Here is a 20633-nt window from a genome sequence, read left to right on the forward strand (position 1 = left end):
GACGGGCAGCAGACGACCCATTCGGCATCCCTCATGGGTTGCCTACGACCCATGCTCGTTGTCGCTGGCCTTGATCCCCAGCCGCCGCATTTTCTCATAAAGCCCCTTGCGGGAAATGCCGAGACCTTCATAGGTGGGCTTCAACGCACCGCCATTTCGACTGATTTCAGCCAGGATCACGGCGCGCTCGAAAGCGTCGATCCGATCCGAAAGGTGACCTGATCCGGTTTCAACACCGGCTTCGGGGTTGCGCCCGAAACCCGACCACATGCCCAGGACAAACCGGTCGGCAACGTTGCGCAACTCCCGCACATTGCCCGGCCAGTCATGAGCGAGCAGACCTGCTTCATCCTGCGGTGTTATGGCCGGGATTTCGCGGCGATAGCGTGCCCTAGCTTCCCTCGCCACGTGGAAGAACAGCAACGGAATGTCGTCCCGGCGCGCCCTAAGTGCAGGAATTTCAAGAGTAATCACATTGAGACGATAATAAAGATCGGTCCGGAACGCAGGATTGTTGTTGAGATCCGACTTGGTCGCGGCGACAAAGCGTACATCGAGCGCCACCTGCCGGTTCGATCCCAGCCGTTCGATCGAGCGGCCTTCGATCGCACGCAGCAGCTTGGCTTGCAGGTCGATCGGCATCGATTCAATTTCATCGAGAAACACGGTGCCGCCATTTGCGTGTTCCAGCTTGCCCACCCTCAATTTTTGCGCCCCGGTAAAGGCCCCGGCTTCGTGACCGAACAATTCGGATTCGAAAATCTCCGCCGGCAGCGCCGCACAATTGATGGCGACAAAATTGCCTTTTCGACGCGGACCATAATCATGCAGCGCGCGTGCCACCACTTCCTTGCCGGTACCGGTTTCCCCGGTGATCAGCACGTCTGCGTCGGTTTCCGCCACCGCCGAAATCTGCGCCCGCAGATGCTGAATCGCCGGATTGCGCCCGACCAGCCGGGAGGACAGTTCGTCGCCGCCTTCGAGCGCCGTGCGCAACGAGCGGTTTTCCAGAACCAGCCGCCGCTTTTCCAGTCCCCTCTCCACCACCGAGAATAGCCGGTTTGCGGCAAATGGTTTCTCGATGAAATCATAGGCTCCGGCGCGCATCGCCTCGACCGCCATTTGCACGTCACCATGTCCGGTAATCAGCACCACGGGAAGGGTCGGATCGATTCCGAGGATATGGCGCATCAGGTCCAGCCCATCCATGCCGGGCATCCGGATATCGGACACGATGACACCATAGAGGCTGCGCAGTGGCAGATCGCCGACATCTTCCGCACCGGCATGGCAAACCACGCTCAGCCCTTCGAGTTCGAGCGATTGCCTGAGCGCATGCCTCAACTCAGCATCGTCGTCGACCAGATGAACGACTCGATCCTGAAGCCTCAATGCGGAAGTATCGTCCAACAGCCGGCTCCTCCTCTGGGTTTTCAAGAAGACCCTGAAACCATGGCCACCCCGTCTTGTCCAGCTTCAGACAACGATGTGGCTGGAGGCAAGCCCAGGCTCTCCCCCTACCACTTCATCATCTGCATTGGCAGCCTGCAAACTGATCGTGAAACACGCTCCGCCGTCTGGATGATTGCCAACAGTGATCGTGCCGCCAAAATCCCGGATGATATTGTCGGCGATCGAAAGCCCTATGCCGATCCCCTCGCCCACCGCCTTGGTGGTGAAGAAGGGATCGAACACTTTCGGCAATTGATCCGGATCGATCCCCCGACCATTGTCGCGCACGGTGACGATCACACGGTCGCCTGCCCGTCCGGCGTCGATGTCCACCACCGCATCGGGCTGTCCAGACAACGAGTCGACCGCATTGTTGATCAGATTGACAAACACCTGGCCGAGTCTGATGCGGCCGCCGCGAACATGGAACCCGGACACGGCGTCGCCGACATGAATGGTGGATATGCCTGCCGCCCGTGCCCGCGGCCGGGCCAGCAGAAGCGCCTCTTCGATCACGGTTCCCAATGGAACCGGGCCGATGGTGGCCCCCGGTTTGCGCGAGAACGAGAGCAAGGTCCGCGATAGTTCCGCCATCCGTTCGACCAGTCCGTTTATCCGCGTCAGGTTCCCCGATACCTCCGATGTCGCACCGCGCTCGAGGAATTTCAGAGCATTGTCTGCATACGTCCGGATCGCTGCCAGCGGCTGGTTGTATTCATGACTGAGCGCAGCAGACATCTGGCCCAGAGCGGCAAGCTTGGCCGTCTGGATCAGTTCATTCTGTGTCTTGTGCAAGCGGGCTTCCGCCTGGCGCCGGACTTCAACTTCCTGACTGAGCGACCGGTTGGTGATCGACAGCGCCCGCGTCCGGTCCCGCACGACACGCTCAAGACGCAACGCAATTGCCCGGTCCCGCCGTGCCCGGATAATTCCCATCTCGTAGCGCCGCAGCACCGTCAGCATGACCAGACCGGCCAGAAGGCAGGCCAGCGTGGCGATCGCGGCCGCATTGAGCCGTGCACTCTCAACCGGCGCCGGATCCGCCAGCACATGCAGATCCCACTCAAGCAACGGCAGATGCCGCAGAAGATCCAGACGCTGTTCAAACCGTCCATTGATCAGATAGCGCCCACCTCCATCGGCCGGGCGGACATCAGAGATGTGCTGAAGTCGCCAGTCCGGATCATTGGCCAGGAACACCGTTCCGGCTTTGTCGGTCACGAAAATACGCCGCGCCGACAACGCCCAGGCCGCTTCGACGCGATAGAAATCAACATAGACGACGACGACACCGACGAACTTCCCGTCCCGGCGCACACCGGAAGAAAACGCATAGGTTCGCTCGTTTTGATCGTTGGAAAGCGCCGCACGGCCAAGCCGGCCCTGCCGGGCGACCTCAATCAGGCTCGGCAGACCTTCATCGCTTCTGGCGAAGGAACCGCGCGCATTGGCCAGCAACTCGCCGTCGGGGAAAAAGAAAGCCACATCCATCGCCGCCGACATGCCGGCGATGTTTTCCGCCATCCGCCGCGCACCGACGTTCTGGGCATTGCCTTCGGCATCCCGCACGAACAGGGTGCGTATCGAGGATTGACGCGACAAAAGCGGCGGCATCAAGCGGTATTTGTCGAGCACTCCGGACAGAATTTCGGTCTGCACCGCCAGTGTTTCGCCGGCCTTCTGCATGACCTCGGAAAGCGCACGATCTTCGGCCGAGCGAACCGACCACGCGACAATGACCGAAGCGAAGATCGCCCATAGGACAAACAGCCCGATTCTGATCCGGCGAAACTGCAATTCGATTGCGGCGCGTGACTGCATGAACCGACTTTAGAATGTTTCCCGGTCGGATTGAAACACTTCCGTTTCCAGTCCGGCAGGAACCATTAAAGGTGTCAGACCTTTGCAGCGGCAACCGTTGCCTCGATGTGATCGACCAGCGGGTCCGGCAGCCCCAGGCGTCCGGCGAGCAGGTCGAGGAACCCCCGCTCGGCGCGGCTATCTGGCTCGATCGCAAGCCGCGCTGCCGTGAACATTTCCACTTTCTCGGCCTCATTCGAAGCTGCCGCGACAATCCCGTCCATATCGACCGGCTTGGACAACTCTTGCTCGAGGAAAGCGATGGCGTCAGAGCCCAGGCCCGACAGGGCCAGCTTGTCATGAATGCGGGCCCGTTCTGCATCATCGACATGACCATCGGCACGCGCAGCGGCAATCATGACGCGGATCAGCGAGAGCATGAAATCGGTCTGTATTGCGTCGGGTTCAACGGAAAATTCGGAATCCGCAGGCGGCGGCAGCACCTCGGTGTCTTGGGTCGCCCCTTCGCCGCTCGCGGAATTGCCAGCCTGGTAGTTTTTCCAAGCCTGATAACCCAGCCCCGCAATCGCGGCCATGCCGCCAAGCCTCAACGCCGATCCGCCCAGGGCGCGTCCCGCCCCCGTTCCAAGCAGCACCGCGGCGAGGGCGCCTGTCGCGATCGGATTTTGCTTGGCAAGTTGCGTGGCCTGATTGGCCTTGTCGCGAACCGTGCCTTCGGTACCGGGAATGTTGGAACCGAGAAACTGGTCAAGCAGGGCTTTGGGATCAAACATGCAAACTGGTCCTTGTCTTCCAGGGGTGGAGCCGGAAAGTCCGACCGTCGATCTCACCTAGGAAGCACAAAAATGGCATTCAAACGGCGCTGGCAAAAAAACACCGCTTCAGCCAGTCAAGCACCGAGGCCGTCCCGAGTGCTCAACCGGGTCCCTGCCGCAGGAACTCGTCGGGGCTCGCCTAGGCCGACAGCCGGGACGCTTCGGTGGCCAGACGGGTGATGCCTTCCCAATCGCCGGCTTCGACCAGCGCGGCTGGCGCCACCCAGGATCCACCTACGCACACCACATTGGGCAAGGACAGATAGTCACGGGCATTGTCAGGCGTTATCCCGCCGGTCGGGCAAAACAGGGTGCCGGCCAGGGGCGACGACAGTGACTTGAGATAGGCCGCACCTCCCGCCTGTTCGGCGGGGAAGAACTTGAGCACTTCATAGCCCTCTTCCCTCAGCGACATCACTTCACTCGGAGTTGCGGCGCCTGGCAGCAACGGCACCGGCGATTTGCGGGCAACGTCAAGCAGTTCAAGCGTCGTGCCGGGCGAAACGACAAATTGCGACCCGGCCTCGACTGCCTGCCGATACTGACGCGCATTGAGCACTGTACCGGCGCCCGGTATCGCATCTTCAACTTCACTTGCGACCGCCTGAATTGCCTGCAGTGCCACCGGCGTTCTCAACGTGATCTCGATCGCTTTCAGCCCCCCCGCCACCAGGGCCCGCGCCAGCGGCACCGCATGAGCCAGATCCTGGATCACAAGCACGGGCACCACCGGCTGCAATTTCAGGATGGAAATGAGGGCTTGGGTTTTTTCGCCCATGGCGATTGTCCTTTCGCGACGTCAAAATGAAGCGTTTCGCATAGCCTTTCGCCGTGGCCTTGTCCATGCTGGGGGCAAGCCAGAGGCGTGCGGCGTCACAGACCGATTGCCTGAAACGCACGAACACGCTATTTCCGCAGGGATGAAAACACCTGCAACAAAACCCGTTCCGAACCAGCCTGTGGTGGTTGCCGCACTCTACCATTTCGCCCGTCTTTCAGACCACGAGGCGCTGCAGCCGCCATTGGCTGAAATGTGCTGCGATCTGGGTCTCAAAGGCACGCTCCTGCTGGCGCGCGAAGGCATCAACGGCACCATTGCCGGCTCCCGAACTGCCATCGACACAGTGCTCGCTCATCTTCGCGCCATTCCCGGGCTCGAGCGGCTCGAACACAAGGAAAGCAGTGCCGCCCGGATGCCGTTCCGGCGCATGAAAGTGCGGTTGAAGACCGAGATCGTCACCATGGGTGTTGCCGACATTGATCCGCTCGAAGGCGTCGGCGCCTATGTCGACCCGAAGGACTGGAATGCGTTGATTTCCGATCCCGACACCATCGTGATTGACACCCGCAATGATTACGAGGTCGGGATTGGCACCTTTGCCGGTGCGATCAACCCTGAGACCCAGACTTTCCGCGAGTTTCCGGGCTGGGTGGAAAAGGCCGGCCTTGACGACAAGTCCAAGCCGGTCGCCATGTTCTGCACCGGCGGAATCCGGTGCGAAAAGGCAACCGCCTTCATGCGCGCCAAAGGCTATGAGAATGTCTATCATCTCAAGGGCGGCATTCTCAAATACCTCGAGAATGTGCCGGAAGAGGAAAGCCTCTGGCAGGGCTCCTGCTTCGTCTTTGACGAGCGCGTTGCCGTGACCCATGGCCTGCGCGAAAGTGATGAAATCCTCTGTCGCGCCTGCCGCAACCCGGTCACGCCGGACGCGCAAGCCTCTCCGCTTTACGAAGATGGCGTCTCCTGCCCGCAGTGTTACGACAGCCGCAGCGAGGAAGACCGCGAACGCTTCCGCATGCGTCAGCGGCAGATGCTGGCAGGGCGGGCAGCCGCCCGCGCAGAAGCTGGAGACGCATGAGCCCGAACCGGATCATCATTGTCGGCGGCGGGATTGTCGGCATCGCCACGGCGGCGTTGCTGTCCGAGCAAGGCTTGAGCGTAACCGTGATCGACCGCTCCGGCATTGCCGAGGAAACCAGCAAGGGCAACGCGGCAGCGCTGGCGTTTTCCGACATCATGCCGCTGGCCTCGCCCAAGATCCTGCTCAAGGCGCCAAAATGGCTGCTTGATCCACTCGGACCGCTGTCGATCCGTCCCTCCTACCTGCCCAAGCTGACACCCTGGTTGTGGCAGTTCTGGAAGGCCAGCCTGCCGGCGCGCCAGGAGACCTCCATCGCGACGCAAACCGCGCTGATGCGGCTGGCCGAATCCGAAATGATGGCGCTGGTCGACCGCGCCGGTCTGGGCGGCAGGGTGCGCCATGACGGCTCGCTGGAGCTTTACGAAAGCGAAGCGGAATTCAAATCCACAGCCAATGGCTGGCAAAGGCGTAAACAGGCCGGCATCGCCTTCGAGCATGTGCGCGGTGCCCGGCTGGCCGAACTTCAACCCGGGCTTTCATCGCGATTTGTCGCCGGCACATTCGTGCCCGGCTGGAAGACCGTCTCGGAACCGCAGCACTTCGCCCAAGCGCTCTGGGCTTATGCCGAACGTTGCGGCGCTGTCTTCGAAAAGGCCGAAGTTCTGGGGCTGGAGCGCTCGGAGACCGGACCATCGGTCCGGCTTGCCGACGGGAGCGCTCGTGAGGCAGACCGGATTGTCGTGTGCGCCGGGTCCTGGTCGACGCGGCTGATCAACAAGGTGACCCGGCTGCGCATTCCGCTGGACACCGAGCGCGGCTACAACACGACCCTGCCGCGGGGTGCATTCGATCTCAAGCGCCAGTTGATCTTCGGCAATCATGGTTTCGTCATGACGCCGCTCGATACCGGAGTGCGGGTGGGCGGCGCGGTCGAACTCGGCGGGCTCGATCTGCCGCCCAATTATGCCCGAGCCAAGTCCATGCTTGCCAAGGCAGCCACATTCCTGCCTGGGCTGAAAACCAGCGGCGGCATTGAATGGATGGGCTTTCGGCCTTCCCTGCCCGACAGCCTGCCGGTGATCGGCGCGCTTCCGGAAGATCCGTCCGTGCTGCTGGCCTTCGGCAATGGCCATCTGGGTCTGACCCAATCGGCGGCGATGGGACGGCTGATCGCCGATCTCGTCGGCAACAGGACGCCAAGTATTGACATTGCGGCCTGCCGGCCCGACCGTTTCTGAAACCTCGCACAAAAGAGCAAGCCATGGCGCGCAATCGTTTCTTCTGCATCGACGGTCACACCTGCGGCAACCCGGTGCGTGTCGTCACCGGCGGCGGCCCGCAGCTTGCGGGTGCCACCATGCTGGAGCGCCGCGCCCATTTCCTTGCCGAATTTGACTGGATCCGCACCGGGCTGATGTTCGAGCCGCGCGGCCACGACATGATGTCGGGCGCCATTCTCTATCCATCAACGCGGGATGATTGCGACATCGCCTTCCTGTTCATCGAGACCTCGGGCTGCCTGCCGATGTGCGGACATGGCACCATAGGCACCGTGACCATGGCAATCGAGAACGGGCTGGTCAGCCCGCGCAATCCGGGCACGCTGGCCATCGACACGCCGGCCGGCCGAATCGTCGCCCGCTATGAGATGAAGGGCCGCAAGGTCACCGAAGTGCGTCTGACGAATGTGCCCGCATTCCTGCACTCCACCGGCATCAAGACCGATTGCGACGGGCTGGGCGAGATCAGCGTCGATGTCGCCTATGGCGGCAATTTCTACGCCATCGTCGATGCCCAGGAGAATTTTTCCGACATGGCAGATTTCTCCGCCGGCGATCTGATCCGCATGAGCGCGAAGCTGAGAGAACGCATCAACGAAGAGTTTGAATTCATCCACCCCGAAAAACCCGAAATCCGTGGCCTGACTCACATATTGTGGACCGGCTCTCCGACCAGGACCGAAGCCCATGCCCGCAACGCCGTCTTCTACGGAGACAAGGCGATCGACCGGTCCCCTTGCGGCACCGGAACCTCGGCCCGCATGGCGCAGTGGGCGGCCAGAGGGAAGCTCAGGCCGGGCGATGATTTCGTCCATGAAAGCATCATCGGCTCGCTGTTTCATGGCCGTGTCGAGGCCGCTGCCGATGTGGCGGGCAAACCCGCGATTATTCCCTCTGTTGCTGGCTGGGCCGTGGAGACCGGGCTCAACACCATCACCATCGACGACGAGGAAGATCCCTTCGCCCACGGCTTCGTGGTGCGCTGATCAGCCTTCCGCTGTGGGCCGCGATCAGATCGCGGTACCAGTATCCAGACTGCTTGATGGTTCGTCTCTGTGTTTGATAGTCGACGTGAACAAGACCGAAGCGCATCGAATAGCCTTCCGCCCATTCGAAATTGTCCATCAGGCTCCAGCCGAAATAGCCTTTCAGCGGATAGTTTTCGCTGACCAGGTCGGCTGCAACCGAGAGATGGGTTGAAACATAATCCAGGCGCATCGTGTCGCTGACAGCGCCGTTTTCAATCTCCGTATTGTCGGCAGCACCATTCTCGGTGATGTAGAAATCCGGCAATCTGTAGCGGTCATAGAGATACCGGACCACGTGGGAGAGGCCCCGGGGTTCGATCTCCCAGCCAATGTCGGTTTTTTCGGGCTTGACCGCCGGTGCGGTTGCAACATGCGGAAAACTGGAATCCGGATCGTCACGCACCCGCATTGGCGTGTAGTAGTTCAGCCCCCAGAAATCGAGCGGTTGGCTGATCGTCTCCAGATCGCCGTCCCTGATACTCTCGGCAAGATCCGGACATGCCTGGAGTACGGACGCTGGATAAGCACCCTCAAACAGCGGCCCGAAGAACACGCCATTGTGGAAATCATTGGCCCGAATCTCAGCGTTGAGGTCTGCCTCGCGCTCTGTCTCAGCCATCACGCTCATCGCGTTGAGAACAATGCCGACGGGGATTTCCGGTCGCTCGGCGCGGATTGCCCGCACGCCCAGGCCGTGAGCCAGGTTGGTCACGTGCAGCGCTGACATTGCCGCCTCGATCGACCGTTCGCCAGGTGCGTGAACACCGGTCAGGTGCCCCAGATAGACCGAGCACCAGGGCTCGTTGAAGGTGACGATGGTGTCGAGCCTGTCTCCGAGGCGCCGCGTTGCGAGACCGGCATACTCGGCGAATGCCACCGCTGTCGTGCGATCCGTCCACCCGCCGCGCCCCATCAGAGCCAATGGCAGGTCCCAATGGTAAAGTGTCGCAAAGGCCTCAATGCCACGGGATTTCAGGCCGTCGAGCAGTCGGTCATAGAAATCGAAGCCCTTTTCATTGATCGGACCTGTTCCGTCAGGCAGAAGCCGCGGCCAGGCCAGCGAAAACCGGTAGGCCTTGGCGCCCAGGTCAGCCATCAGATCGAGATCGGCCTCAAGCCTGTTGTAATGGTCGCAGGCGACATCGCCGGTGTCGCCGCCTTTGACCCGGCCCGGCATGTGTGAGAATGCGTCCCAGATCGATGGCTTGCGGCCATCAGCCTCCGCTGCCCCTTCGATCTGGTAGGACGCCGTCGCCACGCCAAACAGGAAATCGTCCGGAAAGCGGCCGGCAAGCGTTTGAGGTGAAGCGGCGCGTGTCATTTTGCGATCCGATCTCGCCGTTGGTCTGAAGTGAACGGGGCGTCAGTCTGCGGGAAGCCGGTCGATAAAGGCCTTGATGGTCTCACTCAGTTCCACCGGCTTTTCAATGCAGGGCAGATGCGCGGCACCCGGGATTTCCTGATACATCGCACCGGGAATGAGCCGTGCCAGTTCGCCCACCAGTGCAGGCGGCGTAGACCCGTCATCGCTCCCGACCACGCAGATCACCGGGATGCTCAGGTCCGCACTGGACTGGGTGAAGTCACTGTCACGGATCGCAGCACAAGTTCCGACATAGCCTTCCATCGGCGTCCGCTCCAGCATCATCCGGTAACCGCTGAATTCGGCATTGTCGGCGCTGCGATACTCCTTGGTGAACCAGCGCTCCAGAATCGCATCGGAAATGGACGCAATGCCCTGATCGGTGATTGCGGCAATGCGCGCGTTCCACATATCCGGCGTACCGATCTTGTGACCCGTGTCACACAGGATCAGCGCCCGGACCAGATCCGGCCGCTTGGCGGCCAGCCCTTGCGCGATCATCCCGCCGACCGACAGGCCGCACAGGATGACATTCTTGGCTTCAAAATGCTCGATCAGGGCGATCAGGTCATCGATGTGGTCGTCCATGGTGATGTCGCCCTCACCCGATTCTGACAGGCCATGTCCGCGCTTGTCGTAGGCGATGATGCTGTAATCGCCAACCATGCGGACAATCACATCGCGCCAGATGCGGTAATCCGTGCCCAGAGAATTGGCAAACACGATGGTTGGACGGTCCGGTGCCGCGCCAATCACCTGATGATGGAGGACAACACCGTTCAGGCGGGCAAATTGCATGGTCAGGATTCCTTCGGGCATTCTAAAGCAGGGTGGAAGCTGCTGCTTTACGCCAGAGTGCATCCCGGCGCAAATCCCGGCGGGAAATTGGCACGCGGCCTGTGTTTCTACACAACCGCCGCATGCCATTGCCACATCAGTCAGACATACCGGTTGACCACATTCTCCAGCCATTCCTGCTTGCCGGATTTCGGCTGCGGATCGATGTTGTCCGCTTCCACCCGCGCCGCGATCTGGTCGAGCGACATTGATCCATCGAGCATGGATTTGGCTTGCGCGCCGTCCCAGCCCGCATAACGGTCTGCAACAAAGGACGACAAGGCCTTGTCTTCGATCATCTTCGCGGCCGCCTTCAAACCGCGGGCACAACAATCCATCCCGCCGACATGGGCGGCCAGAAGGTCTTCCGGATCAAGCGACTGGCGCCGCAGTTTCGCATCGAAATTGGTGCCGCCGGAGGCAAACCCGCCGGCCTGCAGGATCTCGTAATAGGCCAGTGCCATTTCCGGAACATTGTTGGGGAACTGGTCGGTGTCCCAGCCCGACTGGTAATCGTTGCGGTTCATGTCGATCGAGCCGAAAATGCCCAGCGCCCGCGCGGTAGCCAGTTCATGCTCGAAGGAATGACCGGCCAGAATGGCGTGCCCCTGCTCGATGTTCACCCGCACCTCGTTTTCAAGGCCATAGCGTTTGAGGAAACCGTAAACCGTGGCGACGTCGTAATCGTACTGGTGCTTGGTCGGCTCCTGCGGCTTCGGCTCGATCAGGATGGTGCCCGTAAAGCCGATCTTGTGCTTGTACTCGACCACAAGATTGAGAAACCGGCCCATCTGGTCGAGTTCGCGGCCCATGTCGGTGTTGAGCAGCGTTTCATAGCCTTCACGACCGCCCCACAGCACGTAGTTTTCACCATGGAGGCGCTTGGTGACATCCATGCACGCCTTCACTGTCGCCGCTGAATAGGCAAACACGTCCGGATCGGGGTTGGTGGCTGCCCCCGACATGAAGCGGCGATGCGAGAACAGGTTGGCCGTGCCCCACAAGAGCTTGACCCCGGTCTCGGCCATCTTGCCTTCGAAATAATCGGCGATGGTTTCGAGATTGCGGCGGCTTTCGGCGAATGTGTCGCCTTCCGGCCGCACATCGAGATCGTGAAAGCAGAAATAGGGCGCCTTGAGCAGCGAGAACATCTCGAAAGCGACGTCGGCCTTCAACCGCGCCTGATCCATCGAATCGCCGAACCAGGGCCGTTCAAAGGTCTGGCCACCAAAGGGATCGCCGCCCGGCCAGGTGAAGGAATGCCAGTAGGCGACGGCGAAGCGCAAATGATCTTCCATGCGCTTGCCCATGACGATCTCGTCGGGATTGTAGTGCCGGAAGGCAAGCGGGTTTTTGCTGTCCTTGCCCTCGAACGGAATGGACGTGATGTTGCCGAAAAATCCAGTGCTCATGACATGGCTCCTCTGATTGCAGGATAAAGGGCACGATACTTCAGGTATGCCTCATCAAAAGCGGCTGAGTGATCGCTATTGGGGTCTATGGTTCTGGCCGTGGCCGGTGGTGTGCAAACCGAGAACGGATCTGCGCTTTCAGCCGCGATCAGTCCGAGCCGCGCGGCCCCGAAGGCGGCGCCGAAATCGCCCCCCTCGGGAATGTCGATCGGCAGGCCCAGAACGGTGGCGAGCGCCTCGATCCAGTAGCCGGACCGGGATCCGCCACCAATCGCAGTCACCCGCGACAAAGACGTGCCGGCCTGGGCCAGTGCCTCCAGACTGTCACGGAAAGCGAAAGCCACGCCCTCGACCACGGCGCGGGTCATGGCGACGCGATCGGATTCATGGCCGAGACCGGCGAAAACGCCACGAATGGCGGCATCATTGTGCGGCGTCCGTTCCCCCGAGAGATAGGGCAGGAACAGCACGGAACCCGGCGCAACCAGTGTAGCGCCAAGCTCCGCGGTCAGCGCCGAAGGCTCTGTCGAAGTAATACCCGAAAGCCAGTTCAGCGAATCCGTTGCCGACAGGATGACGCCCATCTGGTGCCAGGTGCCGGGCAGGGCATGGCAGAATGCATGCACGGCACTGTCCGGATTTGGCAGATAGCGGTTGTTGGCTGCAAACAGCACGCCCGAGGTGCCGAGCGAGGCAAAGGCCTGGCCGTCGGCCACCGTGCCCATGCCGCAGGCGGAGGCGGCATTGTCGCCCGCCCCGCCGGCAATCGGGATGCCGGCCGGCAGCCCCAGGTCCGACGCCGCTTCGGCGCGCAACGCGCCAGCACGATCGGAGCCTTCGACCAGCGCCGGCATCTGGCTGCGGTCGAGGCCCGTAGCTGTGAGAAGCCCGTCATCCCAGTCGCGTTTGCCCACATCAAGCCACGAGGTACCGGCCGAATCCGACATCTCGGAGATGGCCTCGCCGCTCAGCCAAAGCCGCAGATAGTCCTTGGGCAAGAGCACCCTGGCGACACGCGAAAAAGCCTCCGGTTCGTTGGCCGCCATCCAAATCAGCTTCGGCGCGGTGAAGCCGGGGAACACGATGTTGCCAGTCAACCGCCGGAATTGCGGATCTGCGTCGAGCTTCGCCGCCTCGCGGTAACTGCGGGTGTCGTTCCACAGGATACAGGGACGGATCACCTTGCCATGTTTGTCGATGGTCGTTGCACCATGCATATGGCCCGACAGGCCGATGCCGCGCACCTTGGCAAGCTCCGCCGCATGGGTTTTCGCAAGCTCCGCCAAGGCAGCCTTCGTTGCCGTGATCCAGCTGTCCGGATCCTGTTCCGACCATCCGGGATGCGGTCGCTCAACGCTGAGTGGCGCGCTGGCCGATCCGACGATTGTTTGTTTGCCATCGATCAAAAGTGCTTTGAGCGACGATGTTCCGAGATCAAGTCCGAGATACATGGCGGAACGTCCTTTCATGGAGAAGCAGGCTGGTCGTGACAACAGGGCTCATGGCAAATTGTCCCTGAGAAATACATCGATGCGGATGCGCTCCTGGGCGGTGAGCGGGTCCAGCCCGTCGGCCCGCGCCTTGAGCACGCGAATGGCGCTGCGCACTTCGTGGCCGCAATCCTGGTTGATGATGGCATCAAACACGCCATCGGCCAGCGCCTGGCGCGAGTGCGGTGTTACCTCATGGGCGACCACGGCAAAATTCCGGTGCCCGTGCTGCGCCAGCGCATCGATGAGGCCGCGATTTCCGGCGCCAAGATTGTAGATGGCAACGATCTCCGGTCCGGTCTCAAGCGCCATTCCGACACGCTGCCTGACGGTGTCGGCATCATCATTGGTTTCCACCGGGCCTATCACGCCAAGCTCCGGGAACTCCGCTTCCAGAACTGCCGCAAAGCCGGACGCCCTTTCCGAATGGTCGGAAAGCTTCATCGAGCCGGCCACAACCAGCACCTTGCCGGGCCGTCCCGTACAAAACCGCCCGATCAGGCTGGCAGCGGTCCGGCCGGCCGCGATATTGTCGATGCCGCAGTAATGGACGCGCTGCGAACCGGGCAGATCGGAGACAAGTGTCACCACCGGCACACCTTGTTCGACCAGCCGGTTGACCGCAGCTGTCACATCGTCAGTGTCCGTGGCGACCAGGCCAACGCCGCTGACGGTTTGGGGATCAATCGACTCCAAGACCCTGACCAAGGCTGCAGGGTCAAATGGCGGCACCGTCTCGATCCGGATCACGGTGCGCTCGATTGACGAGCGCTGAGCTGCAGCGGTGATTTCGGCGGTAAGATTTCGCAGAAAGCTGTTGGGTCCGCCAGGCACGATGAAAACCAGCGGATAGACTCGCTTGCGCGCCAGATTGGCAGCCGTCACATCCCGGACATAGCCCAGCAGACTGACCGCAGCCTCAACCTTGTCGACGGTCGTCTGCCGGACCCCGGGCCTGCCATTGAGAACGCGGTCGACAGTGGCGAGACTGACACCGGCCGTAGCCGCAATATCATGCACAGTTGGTCGCATATCTCCTCCTGAGGGGGTTCTAGGTCAATAATTGAGGTACGTAAATCATAAAATGCGAGAAAGCCCGCGGGCGCTTTGCCCTTCAGCAGCATTTCCGCTACGATCCGCGCAGTTCTTGCCCATACTTGACGCAACCGGCGCAATATGGCCTAACGCAGCGCTTGCCGGTTCCCGCCGCGCCTCGCTTGGCTGCAGTGTATCCGGTGAACGATCGCAGCCGGCACACACCGCTGCGCGCACTATTCAATCGGACCTGAAAGCGGACGAAAACACATGGCCAACACTGCAATGCGGGTGCGGATTGCCCCGTCTCCGACCGGCGAACCGCATGTCGGAACCGCCTACATCGCCCTGTTCAACTATCTTCTGGCCAAGAAACACGGTGGCGAGTTCATTCTGCGCATCGAGGACACCGATGCCGCCCGCTCCACGCCCGAGTTTGAACAAAAGGTTCTCGACGCGCTGACATGGTGCGGTCTTTCCTGGTCTGAAGGTCCCGATGTCGGCGGCCCCTATGGCCCGTATCGCCAGAGCGAGCGCAAGGACCTCTACCTTCCCTACGTCGAGAAGATTGTAGAAAACGGCCATGGCTTCCGTTGCTTCTGCACACCGGAGCGGCTGGGCGAGATGCGCGCCGAACAGCGCGCCGCCGGCAAACCGCCAAAATACGACGGACGATGCCTGAGCCTTACGGCAGAGGAAGTGACCGATCGCATGAAGGCCGGCGAGCCATCCGTGGTACGGATGAAGATCCCGACCGAAGGCTCCTGCAAATTTGTCGACGGGGTCTACGGTGCGGTCGACATTCCCTGGGAGGCCGTCGACATGCAGGTGCTGCTCAAGGCTGACGGCATGCCGACCTACCACATGGCCAATGTGGTTGACGACCACCTGATGAAGATCACCCATGTCGCGCGCGGCGAGGAGTGGCTGTCTTCGGTGCCAAAGCATATCCTGCTCTATCAGTATCTTGGACTTGAACCGCCCGTGTTCATGCACCTGTCGCTGATGCGCAACGCTGACAAGTCGAAGCTGTCGAAACGCAAGAACCCGACCTCGATTTCCTATTACGCAGCACTCGGCTTCCTGCCCGAAGCGCTGATGAACTTCCTCGGCCTGTTCTTCATCCAGATCGCGGAAGGCGAGGAATTTCAGACCATGGATCAACTGGTTGCCAGTTTCGACCCGGAGAACCTCTCCAAGGCTGGCGCGATCTTCGACATGCAGAAACTTGACTGGCTCAATGGCCGCTGGCTCCGCGAAGGTATTTCCGAGGCAGAGTTTGTCAGCCGTGTTCTGGCCTGGGCTCAGGAAAACGACCGCTTTGGCGAAGGCATGAAGCTGGCGCAGTCGCGCATCACCAAGCTGTCTGACCTGCCCGATCTGACGGGTTTCCTGCTCAAGGGTGATCTGGGCCTGACTGCGGATGACTTCTCCCGGATCAAGAAGGTTCCGCTCGAGGACGTCCTGGTTGTCCTGCAGACGGTGCAGCCCGATCTCGAGAAGATCTTTGAATGGAATGCCCAAACCATCGAGGAGGAACTGCGCGCCATTTCCGAACGCAGCGACATCAAGTTGCGCAATCTGCTGGCGCCGCTGTTCATTGCCGTTTCCGGCTCTTCGCGGTCCCTGCCGCTGTTTGATTCCATGGCCATTCTTGGCCGTTCCGTCGTGCGCCAGCGCCTCAAGCAGGCCGAAGCCGCCGTCAAGGCAGGTATCGGCGCCGCCAAAACCAACAACGGATAACACGATGAACGACACCACAACCGAGCCCGGCCTTTCCTCCGACGTCACTGAAGTGCGGGCGCAGAAGCTGGCAAAATTGCGCGACATGGTAGCCGAGGTCTATCCGGCACGTTTTCACCGCACCATGACCAGTGACGAATTCGCGGCAAAATATTCCGATATCGAGCCCGACACCCTGACCGGCGACATCATCACTGTGGCGGGCCGGGTCTATTCCTCCCGCAATTCCGGCATGTTCATGGACATCCATGACGCCTCCGGAAAGGTTCAGATTTGCAGCCACAAGGACACCACGCCGCAACAGGCACGTGATCTGCTGCCGTTGATCGATCTCGGCGACATCATTGGCGTAACCGGCGAAGTCCGGCGCACCAAGCGCGGCGAACTGACCGTCAATGCTCATGAAATCACCATGTTGACCAAGTCGTTGCTGCCGATGCCGGAAAAGTGGCACGGGCTCTCCGACATCGAATTGCGCTACCGCAAGCGCCACCTCGACATCATGGCCAATGAAGAATCCAAGCTTCGCTTCCAGCAGCGTTCGAAGATCGTTTCCGGCATCCGGCACTTCATGGAAGATGAAGGGTTCATGGAAATCGAGACGCCGATGCTGCATTCGGTCTATGGCGGCGCCACTGCCGAGCCATTCAAGACCCACCACAACACGCTCAAGCTTGACATGTATCTGCGCATTGCGCCGGAACTGTATCTGAAACGGGCGCTGGTCTCCGGCCTGACAGACAAGGTGTTCGAGGTAAACCGCAACTTCCGCAATGAAGGCGTCTCGACCCGGCACAATCCCGAATTCACCATGCTTGAGTGCTACTGGGCCTATGCCGATTATGAGGACATCATGGGTCTGGTCGAGCGGCTGTTCGAAAGCCTGGCCCTGTCAATCCACGGCACCTCCGAGTTCATGTATGGCGAGACCGAAATGTCGTTCAAGGGCCCGTTCAAGCGGATTGCCATGCCCGACGCGGTGCTGGAAGCCACAGGCATCGATTTCCGAGCCATCGCCACCGACGAGGAAGCCCGTACAGCGGCCAAGGCTGCCGGTTTCGACGTCGAAGATGACTGGACCTGGGGCGAATGCCTCGCCTTCATCTTTGAGGAGAAGGTCGAAGCCACACTGATTCAGCCGGCCCATGTCACCCATTTTCCCAAGGACATCTCGCCGTTTGCCAAGGAAGTGCCGGGCGAACCGCGTCTGGTCGAACGTTTCGAGACCTACTGCAACGCCTGGGAACTGGGCAATGCCTTTTCCGAGCTTAACGACCCGGAAGAACAGCGCAAGCGCATGATTGAGCAGCTGGAACAGGCCCACGCCCGTGGCGAAATGGAAAAGCAGCTTGATGAGGAATTTCTCGACGCCATCGACCAGGGCATGCCACCGGCAGGCGGCCTGGGCATCGGTGTCGACCGGCTGATCATGCTTTTGACCAATGCGCCATCGATACGCGACGTGATTCTGTTCCCGGCCCGCAAGGCCCGCAGCGAATAGGCAGCGGCTTTCTTAGTGGCCGCCCAAGTCTGCGGACTCGGCGGCCATTTCATCTTCGTCGACCGCAACACTTGTGAGCACGCCATCGATCATCTCGCCATGGCACCCTTCAACCAGGTCAATCTCTCGGTTGATGGCCTCTATCATCAGCATCGGCATATCGACCCGCTCGCCAAAATAGTGTCCGGTTGCTGTCGGCGCGCTGTCCACATAACGCACCTCCCACGGCTTTGACACCGCCAGAGATCGGCTCGGACGAGGCGCATAGACGATCTCCGCGCCAAGCGCAGAGCCACGCAGGTCGGCCCGCGCTGTCGGCCCCCGATAGTCCGAAACCTGGACGATCACGAGATCGGGGTTCAAAGTTTCGGAAAGATGACGGGCCACCCGGACCCCGGTCCTGACCCGCGCTGCAGGTTCGGTATCGTCGGTCGAGATGACGGCGATCAGACGTGTTTCCTCACCCCGCCGGAAATCGGACTGATAGACCGTCTTGCAATGGCCGCCGATCGTGTCCCCATACCCCGGAATCATGTGTGCCGGGGCAAACACCAGCGCGGCGGTTCCCGAAACCCCGAGGAACAGCAGGAACCCGCCTGACAGCAGGACAAGCTTGCGGGAAACGCGAAACAAACGGAACAAACTATGCTGGGCGGCAGCCATAAAAACAGAACCCTTGACGCAAAACACTTGGGGGCACTGTAGTCCAACGCAGTTTCGTAATTATTAACCCTGATTTCGACCGGTGACCCAGATCGGGTCACCGCGGATCCGGGACCAGGAACCGCCTGTCGATATCGGCTTCCCGGCCCGGAATGTTCAACCGCATCGGCGACGCCGCCCGCTGTGCAATGACCCGGCCTCTTGCCATCACCAGAAGCCGTGTGGCCCGCAAACGGATCGCCTCGATCGGATTGCCGGCATCAAGAACCACCAGGTCGGCCCGTTTTCCGACCTCCAGGCCATAGTCCGTCAGCCCCATGATCCCGGCACTTTGGGTGGTGACCATCTCGTAGCAGCGGCGCATGTCATCGGGACTGGTCATCTGCGCCACATGCAGCCCCATGAAAGCGACATCGAGCATGTCGGCGGTGCCCAGCGAATACCAAGGGTCGAGCACGCAATCCTGGCCAAACCCGACACGAATGCCATGCGCCAGCATCTCCGGGACCCGCGTCATGCCGCGTCGTTTCGGATAGCTGTCGTGGCGGCCCTGCAGGGTGATGTTGATCAGCGGATTGGGAATGGCGGCGACTTCCGCCTCTGCCATCAGCGGCAGGAGCTTGGACACATAATAATTGTCCATCGAGTGCATCGAGGTCAGATGCGATCCGGCCACCCGGCCATGAAGGCCGAGCCGCTGGGTCTCAAAGGCCAGTTGCTCGATATGCCGCGACAGCGGGTCATCGGACTCGTCACAATGCATGTCGACCATCAGCCCGCGCTGGGCCGCGATCTGGCAAAGCTCGGTCACCGACGCGCGGCCATCGGCCATGGTCCGCTCAAAGTGCGGAATTCCGCCAACCACATCGACACCGAGATCAAGCGCCCTGATGGTGTTCTGCCGCGCAGTCGGCGAGCGGTAGAGCCCATCCTGCGGAAACGCCACCAGTTGCAGATCAATGTAGTGAGAAATCTCCTGCTTGACCTCGAGCAACGCCTCGACGGCGAGCAGCCGGTCATCGCAGATGTCGACATGGGTGCGGATCGCAAGCAGACCCATCGAGGCGGCCCAGTCGCAATAGGCCAGCGCGCGTTGTTTCACCGCCTCATGGGTCAGCAGCGGCTTGAGTTCGCCCCAAAGGCCGATGCCTTCAAGCAGCGTACCCGAGCCATTGATCCGCGGCTGGCCGTAAGACAGCGTCGCATCCATGTGAAAATGCGGATCGACAAAGGGGGGTGACACCAGGTTGCCGGTGATAACAATGGTTTCACCCGCCTCGGCCTCGATGCCCGGAGCAATCGCTGAAATCCGGCCGTCCTTGACGGCAACGTCCGCGCTCGATCCGTCAGGCAGAACGCCGCCCTTGAGCAATATGTCAAAACTCATCTCTCGCCTTTCTGATAGGGAATCATCAGCGCTTTCGGGTAGGTCGCGCGACGGGCGACGACGACCAGCGCCACGATCGACAGCACGAACGGCATCATCAAAAAGATCTGATAGGGGATGACGCCGCCGGTAATCTGCTGCAGCCGCACCTGATAAGCATCAAACGCCGCGAACAGGATCGCCCCGATCAAGGCCTTGCCGGGCCGCCAGGAGCCGAACACCACCAGCGCAATGGCGATCCAGCCACGTCCGTTGATCATTTCGAAGAAGAACGAATTGAACGCCGACATGGTCAGAAATGCTCCGCCGATCGCCATCAGCGCCGATCCGGCCATCACGGCGCCGATCCTTAAAGCGGTCACCGATATCCCTTGCGCTTCCACAGCGGCCGGATTCTCGCCAACCGCCCGAACCGCCACGCCCAGCGGGGTGCGATAGAAAACCAACGCCACCGCCGCGACCGTGAAATAGGCCAGATAGGTCAGCGGCGTCTGATTGAAAAGCGCCGGCCCAAGCACTGGAATATCCGACAGCAGCGGCACGGCGAACGGCTGGAATGGCTCAATCTTTGGCGGCGAAGTCACCTCCGGCAACAAGATCCGGTAGCTGAAATAGGTCAGGCTCGAAGCCAGCAACGTCACCCCGATACCGGTCACATGCTGCGACAATCCCAAGGGAACGGTGAGGAATCCGTGCAGCAGCCCGAACATCGCACCGGTCATCGCGGCGACAAGCACACCGGTCCACAGATCGCCGCCCATATAGACCGTGAACCAGCCCGAAAACGCACCGGCCACCATGATCCCCTCAATGCCGAGATTGAGCACGCCGGCCCTCTCGCAAATCAGTTCGCCCATGGTCGCAAAAATCAGCGGCGAGGCAATCCGGATCGCCGCGACCCAGAAGCTGGCAGTGAACAAAATCTCCAGGGCTTCGCTCAT

The 20633-nt window shown here is 60.9% G+C and carries 17 protein-coding genes; 5 read left to right on the top strand and 12 right to left on the bottom strand.

The window, feature by feature from the left end; translation table 11 throughout:
• Positions 1 to 42 precede the first annotated feature (42 nt).
• From PZ897_RS13595 to PZ897_RS13610, 4 genes are all read right to left on the bottom strand, one after another.
• The gene (locus tag PZ897_RS13595) at positions 43 to 1410 is read right to left on the bottom strand and encodes a sigma-54 dependent transcriptional regulator (protein WP_275752937.1); all 1368 of its coding nucleotides are present in this window, start codon (positions 1408 to 1410) and stop codon (positions 43 to 45) included.
• A gap of 66 nt (positions 1411 to 1476) precedes the next feature.
• Positions 1477 to 3273: an ATP-binding protein gene (locus tag PZ897_RS13600; RefSeq protein ID WP_275752938.1), complete on the bottom strand. Its 1797-nt coding sequence runs from the start codon at positions 3271 to 3273 to the stop codon at positions 1477 to 1479.
• Positions 3274 to 3347: 74 nt separating this feature from the next.
• A complete protein-coding gene (locus PZ897_RS13605) occupies positions 3348 to 4046 on the bottom strand; it encodes a tellurite resistance TerB family protein (protein WP_275752940.1) in 699 nt (232 codons plus the stop codon).
• Between the two features lie 181 nt (positions 4047 to 4227).
• On the bottom strand, positions 4228 to 4866 hold the full coding sequence (locus PZ897_RS13610) for a 2-dehydro-3-deoxy-phosphogluconate aldolase (protein WP_275752943.1): 639 nt from the start codon (positions 4864 to 4866) through the stop codon (positions 4228 to 4230).
• A 142-nt stretch (positions 4867 to 5008) separates the two neighbouring features.
• On the opposite strand from PZ897_RS13610, the gene PZ897_RS13615 reads away from it, so the two are divergent.
• The 3 genes from PZ897_RS13615 to PZ897_RS13625 are packed head-to-tail and all read left to right on the top strand — an operon-like array spanning position 5009 to position 8219.
• Positions 5009 to 5950 (top strand): rhodanese-related sulfurtransferase, encoded by a 942-nt coding sequence (locus tag PZ897_RS13615; RefSeq protein ID WP_275752944.1) that lies wholly within the window; start codon positions 5009 to 5011, stop codon positions 5948 to 5950.
• Positions 5947 to 7191: an FAD-binding oxidoreductase gene (locus tag PZ897_RS13620; RefSeq protein WP_275752946.1), complete on the top strand. Its 1245-nt coding sequence runs from the start codon at positions 5947 to 5949 to the stop codon at positions 7189 to 7191. Before PZ897_RS13615 ends, PZ897_RS13620 begins: the two co-directional genes overlap by 4 nt.
• A gap of 23 nt (positions 7192 to 7214) precedes the next feature.
• Positions 7215 to 8219, top strand: coding sequence for a 4-hydroxyproline epimerase (locus tag PZ897_RS13625; protein WP_275752947.1), 1005 nt, complete (start codon positions 7215 to 7217; stop codon positions 8217 to 8219).
• Here the strand turns inward: PZ897_RS13625 and PZ897_RS13630 are convergent.
• The 5 genes from PZ897_RS13630 to PZ897_RS13650 all read right to left on the bottom strand — a co-directional run bounded on the left by PZ897_RS13630 (position 8167) and on the right by PZ897_RS13650 (position 14395).
• Positions 8167 to 9582, bottom strand: a complete 1416-nt coding sequence (locus tag PZ897_RS13630; RefSeq protein WP_275752948.1) for a GH1 family beta-glucosidase — start codon at positions 9580 to 9582, stop codon at positions 8167 to 8169. The two genes, PZ897_RS13625 and PZ897_RS13630, sit on opposite strands and share 53 nt — an antisense overlap.
• Before the next feature lie 42 nt (positions 9583 to 9624).
• Positions 9625 to 10422 carry a 3-oxoadipate enol-lactonase gene (gene pcaD / locus PZ897_RS13635; RefSeq protein WP_275752950.1) on the bottom strand — a complete coding sequence of 266 codons (798 nt, stop codon included), beginning with the start codon at positions 10420 to 10422 and terminating at the stop codon, positions 9625 to 9627.
• A 140-nt stretch (positions 10423 to 10562) separates the two neighbouring features.
• Positions 10563 to 11873, bottom strand: coding sequence for a xylose isomerase (gene xylA, locus PZ897_RS13640; RefSeq protein ID WP_275752951.1), 1311 nt, complete (start codon positions 11871 to 11873; stop codon positions 10563 to 10565).
• Positions 11870 to 13324: a xylulokinase gene (gene xylB, locus PZ897_RS13645; protein ID WP_275752952.1), complete on the bottom strand. Its 1455-nt coding sequence runs from the start codon at positions 13322 to 13324 to the stop codon at positions 11870 to 11872. The genes xylA and xylB overlap by 4 nt, the downstream gene beginning before the upstream one ends.
• Positions 13325 to 13372: 48 nt before the next feature.
• On the bottom strand, positions 13373 to 14395 hold the full coding sequence (locus PZ897_RS13650; RefSeq protein WP_275752954.1) for a LacI family DNA-binding transcriptional regulator: 1023 nt from the start codon (positions 14393 to 14395) through the stop codon (positions 13373 to 13375).
• Between the two features lie 273 nt (positions 14396 to 14668).
• Here PZ897_RS13650 and gltX point away from each other — a divergent pair, with 273 nt between their 5' ends.
• Together gltX and lysS are read left to right on the top strand one after the other, a co-directional pair.
• On the top strand, positions 14669 to 16141 hold the full coding sequence (gene gltX, locus PZ897_RS13655) for a glutamate--tRNA ligase (protein ID WP_275752956.1): 1473 nt from the start codon (positions 14669 to 14671) through the stop codon (positions 16139 to 16141).
• Positions 16142 to 16145: 4 nt separating this feature from the next.
• Positions 16146 to 17642 carry a lysine--tRNA ligase gene (lysS, locus tag PZ897_RS13660; protein WP_275752959.1) on the top strand — a complete coding sequence of 499 codons (1497 nt, stop codon included), beginning with the start codon at positions 16146 to 16148 and terminating at the stop codon, positions 17640 to 17642.
• 12 nt (positions 17643 to 17654) lie between these two features.
• On the opposite strand, the gene PZ897_RS13665 is transcribed toward lysS, so the two are convergent.
• From PZ897_RS13665 to PZ897_RS13675, 3 genes are all read right to left on the bottom strand, one after another.
• Positions 17655 to 18284: a hypothetical protein gene (locus PZ897_RS13665; protein ID WP_275752960.1), complete on the bottom strand. Its 630-nt coding sequence runs from the start codon at positions 18282 to 18284 to the stop codon at positions 17655 to 17657.
• A 118-nt stretch (positions 18285 to 18402) separates the two neighbouring features.
• Positions 18403 to 19692 carry an amidohydrolase family protein gene (locus PZ897_RS13670; protein WP_275752962.1) on the bottom strand — a complete coding sequence of 430 codons (1290 nt, stop codon included), beginning with the start codon at positions 19690 to 19692 and terminating at the stop codon, positions 18403 to 18405.
• The gene (locus PZ897_RS13675) at positions 19689 to 20633 is read right to left on the bottom strand and encodes an ABC transporter permease (protein WP_275752963.1); all 945 of its coding nucleotides are present in this window, start codon (positions 20631 to 20633) and stop codon (positions 19689 to 19691) included. The genes PZ897_RS13670 and PZ897_RS13675 overlap by 4 nt, the downstream gene beginning before the upstream one ends.

This window comes from Hoeflea sp. YIM 152468 (assembly GCF_029210485.1).
In the GTDB taxonomy this organism is placed as follows: Bacteria; Pseudomonadota; Alphaproteobacteria; order Rhizobiales; family Rhizobiaceae; genus Hoeflea.